16 protein-coding genes are annotated in these 16,705 nt (G+C 73.9%); 7 read left to right on the forward strand and 9 right to left on the reverse strand.

The window, feature by feature from the left end:
* The first annotated feature begins 29 nt into the window (after positions 1-29).
* From IRQ30_RS20650 to IRQ30_RS20675, 6 genes are all read left to right on the forward strand, one after another.
* The gene (locus IRQ30_RS20650; protein ID WP_193614789.1) at positions 30-1,259 is read left to right on the forward strand and encodes a geranylgeranyl reductase family protein; all 1,230 of its coding nucleotides are present in this window, start codon (positions 30-32) and stop codon (positions 1,257-1,259) included.
* Positions 1,256-2,143: an NUDIX hydrolase gene (locus IRQ30_RS20655; protein WP_193614775.1), complete on the forward strand. Its 888-nt coding sequence runs from the start codon at positions 1,256-1,258 to the stop codon at positions 2,141-2,143. The genes IRQ30_RS20650 and IRQ30_RS20655 overlap by 4 nt, the downstream gene beginning before the upstream one ends.
* A gap of 9 nt (positions 2,144-2,152) precedes the next feature.
* Entirely contained in the window at positions 2,153-3,415 is a 1,263-nt protein-coding gene (locus IRQ30_RS20660; RefSeq protein ID WP_193614776.1) for an iron-containing alcohol dehydrogenase, read from the forward strand.
* 147 nt (positions 3,416-3,562) lie between these two features.
* Positions 3,563-4,768, forward strand: a complete 1,206-nt coding sequence (locus IRQ30_RS20665) for a class I SAM-dependent methyltransferase (RefSeq protein WP_193614777.1) — start codon at positions 3,563-3,565, stop codon at positions 4,766-4,768.
* Entirely contained in the window at positions 4,765-5,772 is a 1,008-nt protein-coding gene (locus tag IRQ30_RS20670) for an SdiA-regulated/phytase-like domain-containing protein (RefSeq protein ID WP_193614778.1), read from the forward strand. The genes IRQ30_RS20665 and IRQ30_RS20670 overlap by 4 nt, the downstream gene beginning before the upstream one ends.
* Before the next feature lie 49 nt (positions 5,773-5,821).
* Positions 5,822-6,826 (forward strand): DNA topoisomerase IB, encoded by a 1,005-nt coding sequence (locus IRQ30_RS20675; RefSeq protein ID WP_193614779.1) that lies wholly within the window; start codon positions 5,822-5,824, stop codon positions 6,824-6,826.
* Between the two features lie 98 nt (positions 6,827-6,924).
* On the opposite strand, the gene serC is transcribed toward IRQ30_RS20675, so the two are convergent.
* A complete protein-coding gene (gene serC / locus IRQ30_RS20680) occupies positions 6,925-8,049 on the reverse strand; it encodes a phosphoserine transaminase (protein ID WP_193614780.1) in 1,125 nt (374 codons plus the stop codon).
* A 101-nt stretch (positions 8,050-8,150) separates the two neighbouring features.
* Here serC and IRQ30_RS20685 point away from each other — a divergent pair, with 101 nt between their 5' ends.
* Entirely contained in the window at positions 8,151-8,621 is a 471-nt protein-coding gene (locus IRQ30_RS20685; RefSeq protein ID WP_193608769.1) for a GNAT family N-acetyltransferase, read from the forward strand.
* Between the two features lie 125 nt (positions 8,622-8,746).
* Here the strand turns inward: IRQ30_RS20685 and IRQ30_RS20690 are convergent, their stop codons facing one another.
* The 8 genes from IRQ30_RS20690 to IRQ30_RS20725 form a co-directional block, all read right to left on the reverse strand.
* On the reverse strand, positions 8,747-9,652 hold the full coding sequence (locus IRQ30_RS20690) for an ROK family protein (RefSeq protein WP_338089807.1): 906 nt from the start codon (positions 9,650-9,652) through the stop codon (positions 8,747-8,749).
* Positions 9,649-11,094: a glycoside hydrolase family 3 N-terminal domain-containing protein gene (locus IRQ30_RS20695; protein WP_227467902.1), complete on the reverse strand. Its 1,446-nt coding sequence runs from the start codon at positions 11,092-11,094 to the stop codon at positions 9,649-9,651. The genes IRQ30_RS20690 and IRQ30_RS20695 overlap by 4 nt, the downstream gene beginning before the upstream one ends.
* A gap of 5 nt (positions 11,095-11,099) precedes the next feature.
* Positions 11,100-11,939, reverse strand: a complete 840-nt coding sequence (locus IRQ30_RS20700) for a carbohydrate ABC transporter permease (protein WP_193614783.1) — start codon at positions 11,937-11,939, stop codon at positions 11,100-11,102.
* Complete coding sequence (locus IRQ30_RS20705) at positions 11,936-12,913, reverse strand: carbohydrate ABC transporter permease (protein WP_193614784.1); 978 nt, start codon at positions 12,911-12,913, stop codon at positions 11,936-11,938. Before IRQ30_RS20705 ends, IRQ30_RS20700 begins: the two co-directional genes overlap by 4 nt.
* Positions 12,914-12,986: 73 nt before the next feature.
* On the reverse strand, positions 12,987-14,261 hold the full coding sequence (locus IRQ30_RS20710; RefSeq protein WP_193614785.1) for an extracellular solute-binding protein: 1,275 nt from the start codon (positions 14,259-14,261) through the stop codon (positions 12,987-12,989).
* 67 nt (positions 14,262-14,328) lie between these two features.
* Positions 14,329-15,459, reverse strand: coding sequence for an ROK family protein (locus IRQ30_RS20715; protein ID WP_193614786.1), 1,131 nt, complete (start codon positions 15,457-15,459; stop codon positions 14,329-14,331).
* Positions 15,460-15,543: 84 nt separating this feature from the next.
* Entirely contained in the window at positions 15,544-15,969 is a 426-nt protein-coding gene (locus tag IRQ30_RS20720; RefSeq protein ID WP_193614787.1) for a hypothetical protein, read from the reverse strand.
* A 47-nt stretch (positions 15,970-16,016) separates the two neighbouring features.
* Entirely contained in the window at positions 16,017-16,640 is a 624-nt protein-coding gene (locus tag IRQ30_RS20725; protein ID WP_193614788.1) for a TasA family protein, read from the reverse strand.
* Between the last annotated feature and the right edge of the window lie 65 nt (positions 16,641-16,705).

Genomic DNA, 16,705 nt, shown 5'->3' on the forward strand with positions numbered 1-16,705 from the left:
CCGGCTGAGAGAATCGAGGCGTGACCACGATGCCCGCCCACACCGACGTGCTGGTGGTGGGCGCCGGGCCGGCCGGGTCGGCCGCGGCGGCGTGGGCGGCCCGTGGCGGCGCGGACGTCGTGCTCGCGGACGCGGCGGTGTTCCCCCGCGACAAGACCTGCGGCGACGGCCTCACCCCGCGCGCGATCGGCGAGCTGCAGCGCCTCGGCCTCGAGGACTGGCTGCGCGCCCACACCGTCAACCAGGGCCTGCGCGCCCACGGCTTCGGCCAGACCCTCCTGCTGCCCTGGCCCGGCGGCACGCTCCCGGCGTGGGGCAGCGCGGTAGCGCGCACCGAGCTCGACGACCACCTGCGCACGACCGCCATCAAGTCCGGCGCCACCGCGATCGACGGCGTCCGCGCGGTCGACGTACGGCGTGAGGGCGCGCGGGTCGCGGCGGTGGTCTTCCAGCGGGGCGAGGAGCGCTTCGAGATCGCCTGCCGGCGCCTGGTCGTCGCCGACGGCGTCCGCTCGCCGTTGGGCAAGATCCTGGGCCGCGAGTGGCACCGCGACACCGTCTACGGCGTCGCCGGGCGCGCCTACATCGCCTCGACGATGTCCGACGACCCCTGGATCAGCTCGCACCTGGAGCTGCGCGGCGAGGACGGCGAGATCCTGTCGGGCTACGGGTGGATCTTCCCGCTGGGCACCGGCGAGGTGAACATCGGTGTCGGCACCCTCGCCACGGCCAAGCGGCCCGCCAACATCGCGATCAAGCCGCTGATGTCGTTCTACGCCGACGAGCGGCGCGAGGAGTTCGGGCTCTCCGGCGACCTGCGGCTGCCCACCTCGGCGCTGCTGCCGATGGGCGGGGCCGTCTCGCACGTGGCCGGCGCCAACTGGGCCCTGATCGGCGACGCGGCCGGCTGCGTCAACCCGCTCAACGGCGAGGGCATCGACTACGGCCTCGAGACCGGCCGCCTGGTGGCGCAGGTCATGGCCGAGACCGACGACCTCGCGACCGTGTGGCCCTCGCTGCTGCGCGAGCACTACGGCGAGTCCTTCTCGATCGCGCGCCGACTGGCCGGGCTGGTCACCGTGCCGCGGCTGCTGCCCACGCTCGGGCCGGCCGGGATGCGCTCGGACTGGCTGATGACCCTGGCCCTGCGCTGGATGGGCAACCTGGTCACCGACGAGGACCGCGACCGTGCGGCCCGGGTGTGGCGCTGGGCCGGGCGCCGCTCGCTCGCCCGCGACAGCCGGCCGCCCTTCACATGAGCCGCGCGGGCGAGCAGGTCCAGCGGGTGGCGGCGTACGCGGTCATCCTCCGTGAGGGGCGCATCCTGCTCAGCCGGCTCTCCCCGCGCCTGTCGCGAGGCGAGATGTGGACCCTGCCCGGCGGCGGGATCGACCACGGCGAGGACCCGCGCGAGGCCGTGGTGCGCGAGGTCTACGAGGAGACCGGCCTGCCGGTCAGCATCGGCGACACCGCGCACACCTTCTCCCTGCACCTGCCCGACACCTGGCGCCACGGTCGCCGGGCCGACGCCCACAGCGTGCGCATCGTCTACGACGGGTGGGTGCCGGTCGACGCGCCCGAGCCGCACGTCGTCGAGGTGGACGGCTCCACCTCCGACGCCGCGTGGCACCCGGTGGGTGACGTGGTCGACGGCACCGTGCCGACGGTCTCGCTGGTCCGCGAGGCGCTCGCGGTGCACGAGCCCTTCCGGCTGCAGCGCGCGGCCGCCTACGCGCTGGTCGAGCGCGACGACGCGGTGCTGCTCACCCGGGTGTCCCCGCGCGGCTTCCACACCGGGCTGTGGTCGCTGCCGGGAGGCGGGATCGACCACGGCGAGGCCCCGCGCGACGCGGTCGTGCGCGAGGTCCTCGAGGAGACCGGCGTCGCGGTCGAGGTGGGCGACGTCGTGACCGTCGACGACGAGCGCATCCGCGGCACCGCCCCGTCCGGCCGGGACGAGGAGATGCACGCCATCGGCCTCGTCTACGCCGCCCGCGTGGTGGGGGAGCCGGGGCCCCTGGTGACCGAGCTCGACGGCACCACCGACGCCGTGGCGTGGGTGCCACGCTCGGAGATCGAGAGCGGGGCGGTCCCGGTCGTCCCGCTGGTGCGGTCGGCCCTGCGGGAGCGCGACGACCGCTAGCGTGACCTCGTGACCGAGACCGTCTTCACCTACGCCGCCCCCGCCCTGAAGTTCGGCCGCGGGGCGTCGGCCGAGATCGGCCACGACCTGGCCGGCTACGGCGCCCGACGGGTGCTGCTCGTGACCGACGCCGGGGTGGCTGCCACCGGCCACCCCGCGCGGATCGCCGAGCAGGTGGCCGCGCACGGCATCGCGGTCACGACGTACGACGGCGCGCGGGTGGAGCCGACCGACGCCTCGCTGTCCGACGCGATCGGGTTCGCGCGCGACGAGGGGCCCTTCGACGCGATCGTGGCCGTGGGCGGCGGCTCCGCGATCGACACCGCCAAGGCGGTCAACCTGCTCACCACCAACCCCGGCGAGCTCATGGACTACGTCAACGCCCCCGTCGGCAAGGCGCGCGCGCCCGTCGCACCGCTGCTGCCGCTCGTGGCCGTGCCGACCACCACCGGCACCGGCAGCGAGAGCACGACCATCTGCGTCCTGGACGTGCTGTCGCTGAAGGTGAAGACCGGGATCAGCCACCCGGCCCTGCGCCCACGCCTCGCGGTGGTCGACCCGGCGCTCACCGCCACCCAGCCGCCGATGGTGACCGCCGCGGCCGGCATGGACATCCTCTGCCACGCGCTGGAGAGCTACACCGCGCGGTGGTTCGGCGACTTCGACGCCAAGCGCCCCGAGCAGCGGGTGCCCTACTGCGGGGCCAACCCGATCGCCGACATGTGGTCCGAGCGGGCCCTGTCGCTGCTGGCCGGGGCGTTCCGCGCGGCCGTGCACGACGGCGGGGACGAGGGGGCACGGGAGCAGATGGCGATGGCCGCGACGTTCGCCGGGCTGGGCTTCGGCAACGCGGGCGTGCACGTGCCGCACGCCAACGCCTACCCCATCGCCGGACGGGTGCGGTCGTTCCGCCCCGAGGGCTACCCCGCCGACGAGCCGATCGTCCCGCACGGCATGGCGGTGTCGCTGACCGCGCCCGAGGCGTTCCGGTTCACCTTCGACGCCGCGCCCGAGCGCCACCTGCACGCCGCCCGACTGCTCGAGCCGGACGTCACGGGCAGCGGTCCCGACGTGCTGCCCGGCGTCCTGGCCCGGCTCATGCGTGACATCGGCATCCCCAACGGCCTGGCCGAGGTCGGCTACGGCGCCGGCGACGTCGACGACCTGGTCGCCGGGTCGCTGCAGCAGCAGCGGCTGCTGGCGACCGCACCCAAGCCGGTCACGCCCGAGGACCTGGCCACCGTCTTCCAGGGGTCGATGGAGCACTGGTGAGCGACCTGGCAGAGGCCTCCGCGATGCGCCTCGCCGACCGGCGCGAACCTAGACTGGAGGGATGAACCCACGACACCGCCGGCTGGTGATCCCGGTCGCCCTCGTGGGTCTGCTCCTGCTCGTCGTCGTCATGGCCGTGGTGCGCGGATGAGCGAGCCGCTGCTGGTCGCCCTCGACCGCGTCCGCGCGTGGCTGCTCGACCCGGAGACCCTGGTCCGGGCGGTGGCCTCCGGTCGCCACAAGGGCCAGGCGCCGCCGCGCTGGCGTCGCGTGGAGCTGCGCTACGTCGACCTCAAGGCCGGACGCCACCTGCAGGTCGTGGCCTACGACGAGACGCAGGCCCACACCAGCAACCACGCGGTGGACGCCGCGCCCGCGGCGGTGGACGCGCTGCTGCGCGAGCCGTTCGGCAACTGGCACGTGGAGACCCTGACCCAGACCCACCAGGTGAGGGTCACCAAGAAGCTCGAGGCGATGGTGCACACCAGCGCCCGCTCCGCGCCGGCCGAGGTCGTCCGCGACCACGACCGCGGCAAGGACCGCCTGCTGCCCGAGAGCGACCCGGTGTTCCGGGCGCTGGGCCTCAGCGACGCCGAGGGCCGGATGAAGCCGAGCCGGCAGGCGAAGTACCGCCAGGTCGAGGAGTTCCTGCGCCTGCTCGACTCCTCGGTCTCGGAGGCGATCGCCAAGGGTCACCTGCGCCGGCCCACGGCCGAGGAGCCGCTGCGCATCGCCGACCTCGGCTGCGGCAACGCCTACCTGACCTTCGCGGCCGAGCGCTACCTCACCAGCGTGCGCGGACTGCCGGTGCGCGTCACCGGCGTCGACGTGCGGGAGCAGTCGCGCGACCACAACAACGCGATCGCCGCGCAGCTGGGCGTCGCCGCGGAGTTCGTCGTGGGGTCGATCTCCGGCGTCGAGCTCGACCCGGCGCCCGAGGTCGTGCTCGCCCTGCACGCGTGCGACACCGCCACCGACGAGGCGCTGGCCCGCGCGGTGGCGTGGAGCGCCGGCCTGGTCCTCGCGGCCCCCTGCTGCCACCACGACATCGCGACCCAGCTGCGCACGACCGCGACCCCCACGCCGTACTCGATGCTGACGCGCGACGGCATCCTGCGCGAGCGCCTGGCCGACACCCTCACCGACGGCCTGCGCTCGACGCTGATGCGCACGCAGGGCTACCGGGTCGACGTCGTGCAGTTCGTCGAGAGCAAGCACACCCCCCGCAACACGCTGCTGCGCGCCGTGCGCACCGGCGCGGCCGACGCCGACGCGAGCGTGCGCGGCGAGTACGACGAGCTGGTCGCGACCTGGGGCATCAGCCCCCGTCTGGCTGCGCTGCTCGACGCGTGATGCTCGTCGTGGAGCGCCTGCTGGCCGGCGTGATGGTCGTGCCGTTCGTGCTCGGGATGACGTCCGGCGACTCCGAGCGCCGCGACGTCGCGTTCCGCTTCACCGACGCCCAGGTCGTGGAGTCCAGCGGACTGGTCGCCACCGGCCGGCTGTTCGTCACCGTCAACGACTCCGGCGACGAGGGTCGCACCTTCGTGGTCGACCGCGACGGCGACACCGTCGGCGGCGCCTCGTGGGGGGAGGCCACCGACGTCGAGGCCGTCGCCCCCTGGGGCCGCGACCAGGTCCTGGTCGGCGACATCGGCGACAACCGCGGCCGGCGCGACTCGGTGCGGCTGGTGCGCGTCCCGGTCGAGCGCGAGACGCGCGAGGTCGACCCGGACGTCTTCGAGCTGCGCTACCCCGGCGGGCCGCGCGACGCCGAGGCGGTGCTGGTGCATCCGAGGACCCGGCAGGTGCTGGTCGCCTCCAAGGAGCTGCTGGGCGGCACCCTGTACGCCGCCCCGCGCGAGCTCAGCGGCGCGCGGGTCAACCGGCTGCGGCCGCTCGCACCGGTGATCGGCTTCGTCACCGACGGCGCCTTCTTCCCCGACGGTCGTCACCTCGTGCTGCGCGACTACGGTCGGGCCGTCGTCTACTCCTACCCCGCGCTCGAGCGGGTGGCGGAGGTCGAGCTCCCCGAGCAGGACCAGGGGGAGGGGATCGCCGTCCACGACGACGGCACCGTCTACGTCAGCACGGAGGGGCAGTTCACCGCCGTGCTGCGGATCGCCCTGCCGCCGGCGCTGCGCGACGTCGTCGTCCCTCCGGCGGCGCCGACGTCGACCCCGTCGGCGTCACCCTCGTCGTCGGCGGAGCCCGATCCGTCGACGACGCCGAGCCGCGAGGAGGACGAGCAGGCGCAGACGACCTCGCCGGACCGGCCGGTCTGGCCGTGGCTCCTCACCGGGTCGCTCGGCCTCGCGGCGGTCGCCGTCCTGGTCCTCGCGCTGCGCCGTCGTTGAACCCCTGCGGGTGAGCAGGACCGTGCGCCCCGCGGCATAGGGTCACGGAGTGCCACGACTCCGCCGCACGTCGCCCGACCAGCCGGGCTGGACCCGCCGCCGGGCCGGCAAGGGCTTCGTCTACCTCGACCAGGCCGGTGACCGGCTCCCGCCCGAGGACGCCCAGCGCGTCCGCGACCTGGTGATCCCGCCGGCGTGGAAGGACGTGTGGGTCACGCCGCACGACAACGGCCACCTGCAGGCCGTCGGCACCGACGACGCCGGGCGGCGCCAGTACCTCTACCACCCGGTGTGGCGCGCCAAGCGCGACGCCGAGAAGTTCGACCGGATGCAGGAGTTCGGACGGGCACTGGTCAAGGCCCGTGAGCTCGTGCTCACCGACCTGGGGCGCGAGGGGATGCCGCTGGAGCGGGCCTGCGCGGCGGCCGTGCGGCTGCTCGACCTCGGCTACTTCCGGATCGGCAACGACGTCTACGCCGACACCCACGGCAGCTTCGGACTGACGACGCTGGAGCGCCGCCACGTCAAGAAGCACCAGGACCGGCTGGTCTTCACGTTCGTCGGGAAGTCCGGCGTCGACCACCGCATCGAGATCGACGACGTCACGGTGATCGAGGCCATCGAGATCATGCGCCGTCGCCGGGGCGGCGACCTGCGACTGCTGGCCTACCGCAACGGCCGGTCGTGGCGCTCGATCCTGCCCGACCTCGTCAACGAGTACGTCCGCGCCAGCACCGGCCTGGAGGCCACGGCCAAGGACTTCCGCACCTGGCACGCCACCGTCCTCGCCGCGGCGGCGCTGGCGGAGACCCAGGAGCACGGCGAGACGCAGGCGTCGCGCAAGCGGGCCGTGGCCGGCGCGATGAAGGAGGTCTCGGAGTTCCTCGGCAACACCCCGACGCTCGCGAGGTCGTCCTACGTCGACCCGCGGGTCATCGAGGCCTACGAGGAGGGCAAGACGATCCACGGCACCACCCGGCGCACCTACGACACCCCCGACGAGCGCCAGGCCGCCCTCGAGCGCGCCACCCTCAAGCTGCTGAAGCAGGCCTGAGGGCAGCGGGTCGCCGCCCTGTCGGGATGTCCCCACGCCATGACGGGTCTCCCGGTCGGAGATCGGTCGAGACGTGAGGGACCACCCCGGCGGAGGACTCAGGCGGTGTGCTCGACGACGTAGTCGATGCAGGCGGTGAGGGCCTGGACGTCGGCGGGGTCGACGGCGGGGTACATCGCGATGCGGAGCTGGTTGCGGCCGAGCTTGCGGTAGGGCTCGGTGTCGACGACGCCGTTGGCGCGCAGGGTCTTGGCGATCGCGGCGGCGTCGATGGCGTCGTCGAAGTCGACGGTGCCGATGACCAGCGAGCGCGACGACGGGTCGGCGACGTACGGCGTCGTGTAGGACGTCTTCTCGGCCCAGCCGTAGAGCGCGTCGGAGGACGCGGTGGTGCGCTCGACCATGCCGTCGAGGCCGCCCTGGGCGTTCATCCAGTCGAGCTGCTCGGCCATCAGGAACAGCGTGGCGACCGAGGGGGTGTTGTAGGTCTGGTTCTTGGCGGAGTTGTCGATCGCCGTCGGCAGGTCGAAGAACGCCGGGATGTGGCGGTCGGTCGCGGCGATCGCGGCGGCGCGCTCGAGGGCGGCCGGCGACATCAGCGAGACCCAGAGGCCGCCGTCGGAGGCGAAGCACTTCTGGGGGGCGAAGTAGTAGGCGTCGACCTGGGTCAGGTCGACCGGCAGGCCGCCGGCGCCGGAGGTGGCGTCGACCAGGACCAGCGAGCCCTCGTCGGAGCCCTCGGGGCGGACCACGGGCGCCATGACGGCGGTCGAGGTCTCGTTGTGGGCCCAGGCATAGACGTCGACGCCGGCCTCCGCCTCGGGCGAGGGGCGCGAGCCCGGCTCGGACTTCAGCACCGACGGCTCGTCCAGCCACGGGGCGTCCGCGGCGGCCTTGGCGAACTTCGAGGAGAACTCCCCGAACGAGAGGTGCTGGCTCTTCCGCTCGATCAGGCCGAACGTCGCGATGTCCCAGAACGCCGTCGCGCCGCCGTTGCCGAGCACCACCTCGTAGCCCTCGGGCAGCGAGAAGAGCGCGGCCAGGCCCTCGCGGACGCGGCCCACGGTGTCGCGCACGGGCGCCTGGCGGTGGGACGTGCCCATCAGCGAGGAGCCGGTCGCGGCCAGCGCGTCGAGGTGGCTGGTCTGGATCTTCGAGGGGCCGGCGCCGAAGCGGCCGTCGGCGGGCAGGAGATCGGCGGGGATCTGAAGGGCGTCGCTCACGTGGCAACCTTCCGGGTGGGAGGGGTGGGTGCTGACGACGCTGTCAGGTACGCCCCTAGTGTGTCAGCACCGTTGCACCCGCGATAAATCGGAGGTCTGCTGTGCTCATCCAGCGCGTCGGCTACGGCCACCCCGACGCCGTCCGCCTGGTCGCCGACGTGCAGGCCGAGTACGTCGTGCGCTACGGCGGCCAGGACGACTCGCCGGTCGACCCCCTGGAGTTCGAGCCGCCCCACGGCAGCTTCTTCGTCGGCTACGTCGACTCCGTGCCGGTGGCCACCGGAGCCTGGCGACGCTCCACGGTCGAGGCGCTCGGCACCACCGAGACCTGCGAGATCAAGCGGATGTACGTCGTGCCGTCGGCACGCGGGCACGGCCACGCGCGCCGGATGCTGGCGCACCTGGAGGAGTCGGCCCGCGCGGCCGGCGCCAGGGTGCTGGTGCTGGAGACCGGGATGAAGCAGCCCGAGGCGATCGCGCTCTACGAGTCGTCGGGATACGTCGCGATCCCCGGCTACGGCTACTACCAGGGCTCACCTCTGAGCCGCACGCTGGGCAAGCCCCTGGTGTGACGAGGGCTGAGCAGGCTGGGTGCCGGTCCGGCGCTGCCCGGTGGGTCGTGTGCCGGAGGCAGCGCAACGACGCGGTCAGCGGCACACGACCCCCCGCGACGCCGCGCGCCCACGGTCGCGCCACCTCAGAGCAGGACGCGCCGCCGATCGCCCAGCAGGGCGGCGCCGATGGCCGCGACGGGTCGGTCGGCGGGCAGCACCCGCACCCGGTCGGCGAGACCGAGTGAGGCCAGGAACGGCGAGGTCGCCCCGCGCAGGTGGAGGTCCTCGGCGACGGCGAGCCGCAGCGCCTCGCCGAGGTGCGCGACGCCGCCACCCAGCACGACGGTGTCGACGTCGACGGTCAGCGCGAGCATGACCACCGCCTGCGCCACGCCGCCGACGAACGTACGGCGGACGGTGACGGCGACCGGGTCGCCGGCGGCCGCCGCGGCGAAGAGGCTCTGGGCCGCGGGCCGGTCGGGCGAGGGCCAGGCCGCCGACAGGGCGGCGCCCGACGCCACGGTCTCCAGGCACCCCCGCTGCCCGCACTGGCACACCACGCCGGCCGGGTCGACGGGCAGGTGGCCGATCTCGCCGGCGGCGCCGCGGGTGCCGCGGCGCAGCCGGCCGTCGAGGAGCAGCCCGGCCGCGAGGCCGGTGCCGATGCTGAGGTAGGCGAGGTCGTCGGCGCCGGTGATGGCCGCCGCGCCGAGGGTGGCGGCGTTGACGTCGTTCTCCAGGACCACGGGGTGCCCGAGGTGGTCGGCCAGGAGCCGCTCGAGGGGGAGGGCCTCCCCGTCGAGGCCCAGGTTGACCGCATGGGTCACCGACCCGGTCGAGAGGTCGACGAGGCCGGGGACGCCCACGCCGATGGGGCCGCTGGGCTCGCCGGCGACCCGCAGGCGGTCGACCACGCGCGCCGTGGTCTCGACGACGCCTGCGGAGCCGAGGAGGGTCGGCTCGCGCACCTCGGCGAGCACCTGCCCCTCGCCGTCCAGGACGATCCCCAGGGTCTTGGTGGCCCCGATGTCGAGTCCGAAGCTGGTCACGCCGACCATCCCTTCTCGGAGAGCAGCTGGGCGAGGGCGGCATGGGTCGGCCGCGAGACGCCATGAGTACGGATCCGGGTCACCTGCGGGTCGCGGGGGCCGGGCCAGCCGAGCTCGACGAGCACGACGGTGGTGCGCTCGGCCAGGTCGGCCACGAGCCGGCCGGTGGCGGGGTGCAGGTGGGCGTCGCGCACCTGCAGCACCACGGGTCGCCCGCCCGCGGCCGCGGCGAGGTGCTGGGCGGCCCCGGGCCGGTCCGCCTGCACGGCCACGGACGTGGGCAGGCCCCAGGCGGCGCGGCCGACGGCGATGTTGGGAGCGGTGTCGACGCGCGCCAGGAGCGCGCCGGCGAGGTCGGGCAGCACCCCGTCGACGCCGAGTGAGTGCGGGGCGGCGTGGTGCTGGGCGTCGCTGTCCGCCGCGCCCGCGACGTGGTCGCCCGACGACGCCGCACGACGCAGCCCGGCGGCCCGGGAGGCGGCGTCGGCCAGGCGCTGCTCGTCGATCCGCCCCTCCCGCACGGCGTCCACGATCGCGGACTGCACCGCCCGGACCAGCGCCGGGTCCTTGTCGGCTCCCAGGCACAGGAGGTCGGCGCCGGCCTCGAGGGAGCGCACGGCAGCCTCGGGCACGCCCGTCGCGCCCGACGCCCCGGCCATGTCGAGGGCGTCGGTGACGACCGCCCCCGCGAACCCGAGCTCCTCGCGCAGGAGCGACAGCACCACCGGGCTGAGCGTCGCCGGTCGCGCCGGGTCCAGCGCGCGCACCACCAGGTGGGAGGTCATCACGGCGGCCACCCCGGCGTCGACGGCGGCGCGGAACGGCACCAGCTCGCGGCCGCGCAGCCGCTCCAGGTCGCCCTCGAGGACGGGGAGCGCCAGGTGGCTGTCGACCGCGGTGTCGCCGTGGCCGGGGAAGTGCTTCACGCACGCGGCCGGTCCGGCGGCCTGGAGCCCGCCCACCCAGGCCGCGACGTGGGCGGCCACCGGCCCGGGCGCGGCGCCGAAGCTGCGCACCCCGATGACCGGGTTGTGGGGGTTGCTGTTGACGTCGGCGACCGGGCCCAGGCACAGGTCGATGCCGAGCCCGGCCAGGTCGCGCCCGACCGCCCGGCCCGCGGCCGCGGTGAGCTCGAGGTCGTCGACCACCCCGAGGGCGGCCGGGCCCAGGACCGGGCTTCCGGTCGCGACGTGCAGCCGGGTGACGCTCCCGCCCTCCTCGTCGACGGCCACGACGGCGTCCGCCGCGGTGGCGTGCACGTCGGCCACGAGGGCCGCGACCGCACCCGCCCCGGCGCCGGTGTTGCTGCCGAACAGGCAGATCCCGCCGAGGCCGCCCGCGAGCAGGCGCCGTACGTCGTCGGTGAGGGCGGTGCCGGGGAACGCCGGCAGCTGGACGGCCAGCGCGAGCCGCTCGAGCTCGCCTCCGGTCACCGCGGTCATCGCGGTCATCCCTTCACCGCGCCGCTGGTCAGGCCGCCGACCATCCGGCCCTGCACCAGCAGGAAGAACACGATGACGGGGATCGCGATGAGCGTCGACCCGGCCATGACCGCGCCCCAGTCGGCGCCGCGGTTGACGTCGGTGAAGGTGCTGAGCCAGACCGGGAGGGTCTTGCTGTCCTGGCGGGTCATCACCACGAGGCCGACCGTGAACTCGTTCCACGCCTGGATGAAGCCGAAGACGCCGGTGGCCACGAGGCCGGGCGCCAGCAGGGGGAACGTGATCCGGAAGAACGCGCCGGTGCGGGTGCAGCCGTCGACCATCGCCGCCTCCTCCAGGTCGACCGGCAGCCCGGCGACGAAGCCGCGCAGGGTCCAGATCGTGAACGGCAGCACGGCCGCGACGTAGAGCACGGTGAGGCCGATGACGGTGTTGGTGAGGTCGGCGGACTCGAGCATCTTGTACTGGGAGATGAACAGGCCCTCGGTCGGGATCATCTGCACCAGCAGGAGGACCACGACGAAGCTCTTGCGGCCGCGGAAGCGGAACCGCGAGACCGCCAGCGCCGCGAGGAACGCGAACAGCAGCGCGACCACCACCGTCAGGAGGGTCACCGAGAGGCTGGTCCGCAGGGCGTCGGTGAAGCCGTCGCCGTCGGTGAACAGCCGGCGGTAGTTGTCCAGGCTGCCGCCGAAGGGGTGCCAGGTCGGCTCGGGCGCGCGGATCTCGGCGCGCGTCTGGAACGACGTCGAGACCATCCAGTAGACGGGGAACGCGAAGACCAGCAGGATCGCGACACCGGCCAGGTTGGCGGTGGTCCGGACCGTGGGGGACACGCGGCTCATGACTCCTCCTCGCGCAGCATGCGGACGACGTACGGCGACGTCAGGACGATCGTCAGGACGAGCATGAAGACCGCGACGGCGGCGGCGGTGCCGAAGCGGCCCTCGCCGATGCCGGAGCGGTAGATGTAGGTGCCCAGGAGGTTGGTGTCGGCCGTGACGCCGCCGGCCTTCTGGAGCACGTAGATCTGGGTGAAGACCCGCAGGTCCCAGATGACCTGCAGGAGACCGACCACGAGCAGGACCGGGCGGATGACCGGCAGGATGATGTGGCGCAGCCGCGAGCGGGCGTCGGCGCCGTCGACCTCGGCCGCCTCGAGGAGCTCCTCGGGGACCTGGGTCAGTCCGGCGTAGACGGTGAACGCCACGAACGGCACGCTCATCCACACCACCACGATCGCGGCCACCAGGAAGAACGACAGCGGCTCGAGGAGCCACGGGTGGCCGGCGAAGTCGCCGCCCAGCCGGGTGAGGGTCCAGTTGATGACGCCGTACTGGCTGTCGAAGAGCCACTGCCACACCGTCAGCACCGCCAGCACCGGCATCGCCCACGCCAGCAGCAGCGCCGTCTGCACCAGCAGCCGCACCGTCGTGGACATCAGCCGGAGCAGCAGCGCGATGCCGACGCCCACGGCCATGGTGACCCCGGCGCAGAAGAAGCAGAACAGCACCGAGCGCAGGACCAGGCTCCACAGGTAGGTGTCGTCGACCAGCGCGCGGTAGTTGTCCAGGCCCACCCACGGTGCCGGCTGCCCGAACTGCTGCGCGAGGCCGTAGTCCTGGAAGGACAGCACCAGCTGGCGGGCCAGCGGGTAGCCGAGCCCGACGCAGAGCGCGGCCAGCGCGGGCAGGACCAGCGCGTAGGGCAGCGCGCCGCGAGGGGTACGCCGCCGCGCGGGACGGGCCACGGGCCTCCCTCCCTCCGCGGGCTCGGTCGGGGCGTCGACGGCGGTGGCCGTCAGTGCCGTGCTGTGCATTCTCGACCTCCTGGGCGCGACACGACCGGGGCGGCGACGCTGCCGCCCCGGTCGAGTCGGATGGGAGCTGGTCTCAGCTGGAGCCGAGCTTCTCGGTGATGGCCTGGTCGGCCTTCCCCGCGAGCTCGGCCGGGTCGCCGCCGTTGGCCACGGCGACGAACAGGTCCTCGAGGATGCGGGCGCCCTCGACGCTGGCCCAGCCGGCGGCCGGTGGGGTGAGGCGGGCGTTGCTGGCGGCCTCGATCGTGGCGGCGGCGAACTCGTCGTCGCCCAGCAGCGGCGCGAGCGACTCCTTGGCCGGCGTGAGCCCGTTCTCGGCGAGGATGGTCTGGTAGTCCTCGCTCAGCATCAGCGCCACGGCGTCCTTGGCGAGGTCCTGGTTGGGGGACTTCGCGGCGACCGCGATGTTGGAGCCGCCGAGCAGCACGGGGGCCGGGCCGCCCTCACTGCCGGGAAGGGCGAAGACGCCGATCTTGGACACCATCTCCGGGCACCCGGCCTCGGGGTCCGAGATCAGCCCCATGACCCAGCTGGGCGTGGACATCATGCCGACCTCGCCGTTGCAGAACGGCACCTGCGGGTCGGTCTCGTTGCCGTCCTTGGCCGCCCCGGACGCCTCGGTCATCAGCCGCTGCACGGTCTCCAGGCCCGCCTGCGACTCGGGGGTGGACAGGGCACCCTGCCACTCGCCGCCGTCCTCGACCGCGAGGTCGCCGCCGGCGTCCCAGAGGAAGGTGACGGCGTTGCGCCAGTCCTGGCCGGGGAACCAGAAGCCCGAGAAGTTGGCCGGCTTGGGATTGTCCTTCTTCAGCGCGACCGCGGCGTCCACGAACTCTTCCATGGTCGTGGGGACCTCGAGGCCGGCCTTCTCGAGCAGGTCCTTGCGGTAGAAGATGTACTTGCCGCCGGCGTAGTAGGGCACGGCGTAGGTCGTGTCCTCGACCGTGCCGGCCTCCACGAAGCCCTCCAGCAGGTCGTCGCCCCCGAGGTCGTCCAGCTCGCCGGTGAGGTCGGCGAAGGCGCCGGCGGTGGTGAAGGTGGCGCTCTGGGTGTTGCCCACCTCGACCACGTCCGGGGTCTCGTCCTCGCTCGAGAGGGCGGTGGTGAGGCGCTCGACGAGGCCCTCCCACTGCTGCTCCTCGATGGTCAGCGTGGATCCCTCGTGCTGCTCCTCGAAGGTCTTCTTCAGCCAGTCGCGGGCCGCCTGCGGGGTGTCGGCGCCGTTGAGCCACACGCGGATGTCGGCCTTCTCCGGGCCACCGCCGCCTGCGCTGTTGTCGTCATCGCTTCCGCCACAGGCGGACAGGGCCAGGACGGCCGACAGGGCCAGGCCCAGGGTTGTCTTCATGCGCACCGGATGGTTCCTTTCATCTGCCGTCGGCTGTGGTCAGCAACGGGGCTGGTGGGGAGGCGGGTCACGAGACGCCCAGCTCGCCGGCGAGGACGAGCACGGCCGCCCCGACCAGGACGACGTCGTCGCCGAGGGTCGAGGTGCGGACCACCAGCTCGTCGCCGATCACCGGCATCGTGCGTCGCCGGATGGTGCTCTCGACGGCATCGCGCAGCGGGCCGTCGAGGAGGTCGACCGGTCCGCTGAGGACCAGCTCGTGCAGGTTGAGGGTGCCCACGACCGGGGCCAGCGCGGCGCCGAGACGGCGGCCGGTGTCGGCCAGCACCCGCGTGCGCGAGGAGGACGCTGCGAGGCGGCGACGCAGGTGGGGTACGGCGAGCAGGGTCTCGAGGCAGCCCGTGCGACCACAGGCGCAGGCCTCGCCGCGCGGGTCGACCACCACGTGGCCGATCTCGCCGGCGGCGGCGCGGTGGCCGTGCAGGAGCGTGCCCTCGAGGATCAGGCCGGCACCCACGCCGGTGCCGACCCGCAGGACCATCAGCCCGCCGCCCTGCGCGTGGCCGAACGAGTGCTCGCCCAGGGCCGCGGTGTTGGCGTCGTTGGCGACGAGGACCGGCAGACCGGTGTGCTCGCGCAGCCCGTCGGCCAGGGGCGTGCCGTGCCAGCCGAGGTTGGGCGCGTCGAGCACCGTGCCGAGGGCGTCGACCACGCCGGGGGAGCCGACGCCGATGCCGAGCACCGGGCGCGACGTCATCGCGAGCAGCTCGTCGGCCAGCTCGTGCACCAGCGCGGTGGCCTCCGCGCCCTTGCGTCCCGCCAGGGGGCGCTCGTGACGAGCCACGACGTGGCCGGCGAGGTTGACGACGGCGCCGGTGAGGCGGTCGTCGGGGGAGAGGTCGAGGCTCACGATGTGGGTCGACTCGGCGGCGACGCCGACGAGCGTCGGCGGCTTGCCCACCCGGCTCTCGACCGGCGCGCCGAGCTCCTCGACGAGCCCGTCGGCCACCATCGTGCCGACCAGCTCGGAGACCGTGACCCGGGTCAGCCCGGTGGTGCGCGCGAGGTCGGCGCGGCTCGCGGGGCCGTCGCGGAAGAGTCGCTGGAGCAGCAGGGCGCGGTGGTGGCGCCGGGTGTCCTCCTGCAGCAGCTTGCCGCTGGGACGCAGCGGACGGCCGAGGGGTGAGAGGTGGGTCACGTTTGTTAGTTCAGCGGACTAACAAACCTCTGTCAAGGGGCGGGCCCGCATCCGGGCGGCTGGTCTGGAGCGCCCGGGTGCGGGTCAGGAGGCAGTGGCGACGCCCGCGACGTACGCCGCCAGGGCGGCCTGCGTGCGGTGGGCCGCCTCGTCGATGAGGCCGGCCCGGAGCCGGGCGCCGGCCAGGTCTCCGGTGCGCAGGTGGTCCTCCACGCGGCAGGCGAGCTCGACGAGCTCGAGGGCGCCGACGAAGGAGGACGAGACCCGCAGGGAGAGGATGGCGTCGAGGGCCTGCTCCAGGTCGCCGTCGGTGACGAACCCGACCACGCGGCGCACCCGGCCGGGCAGGAGCCGGTCGTACCTCTCCACGAAAGCCACCACGAACGGCAGGCTGGACACGTCGTGGGCCAGGCGCTCGAGGCACGTGGCGTCGACAGGGCTCGTCGCCGCGAACGGCCCGATGGCAGGAGCCGTGCCGAGTCGGCCGGCCTTCGTGCGGACGCTGCCCATGCGGGGCTCCTGTCGGTGTGGTGGTGAGGGTCAGGGGTGGGGGTGGGTCACTTGGCCTGGGCGGCGCGCTGGGTGGCGTCGAAGGTGAAGGCGACGGTGTTGGAGAGGCCCTGGAAGGTGTTGTCGGCGGCCTCGGGCAGGGTGAGGGTCAGGCGCAGGTTGGCGGCGGCGGCGTTGGTGTTGAGGGCGGTGGTCGCGGCGGCGAGGTCGAGGTTGGTGCCGACGACGGGGCGGGCGGCGACGAGGTTGGTCACGGTGCCGCCGGCGCAGGTGAGGTCGTTGCTGCCGCTGGCCTTGGTCCAGCCGGTGGTGCACTGGTCGACGGTGAGCTTGAGGCCGTCGGTGGCGTCGGTGGTGAGCTTGTTGGCGGTGGCGCCGGTGGTGGTGAGCTTGATGGAGCCGAAGGCCTCGGTGTCGCTGGAGCGGGTCAGGACCACGGCGCGCTGGACGGTGTCGCCGGGGACCAGGTTGGTGGCGGCGACGGTGGTGCCGAGGGTGGCGTGCTGGGTCAGGCCGAGGACGACCTTGCCGGTGCCGACGGCCTCGCTGGCCGAGGTGGTGGAGGTGAAGGCGCCGAAGGTGCCCAGGCCGGCCACGGAGGCGGCGCCGGCGACGAGGACGACGGAGGCGAGGATCTTGGTGGAGCTGGCCTTGAGGGCGGTCTTCTTCATGGGGGGCTTCTCTCTGGTCCGGGTGGTGGCCGTGGTGGCCGTCGTGCTGATGACCAGAACTCTGC

Source organism: Nocardioides lijunqiniae (assembly GCF_015024225.1).
GTDB classification, from domain to species: Bacteria; Actinomycetota; Actinomycetes; order Propionibacteriales; family Nocardioidaceae; genus Nocardioides; species Nocardioides lijunqiniae.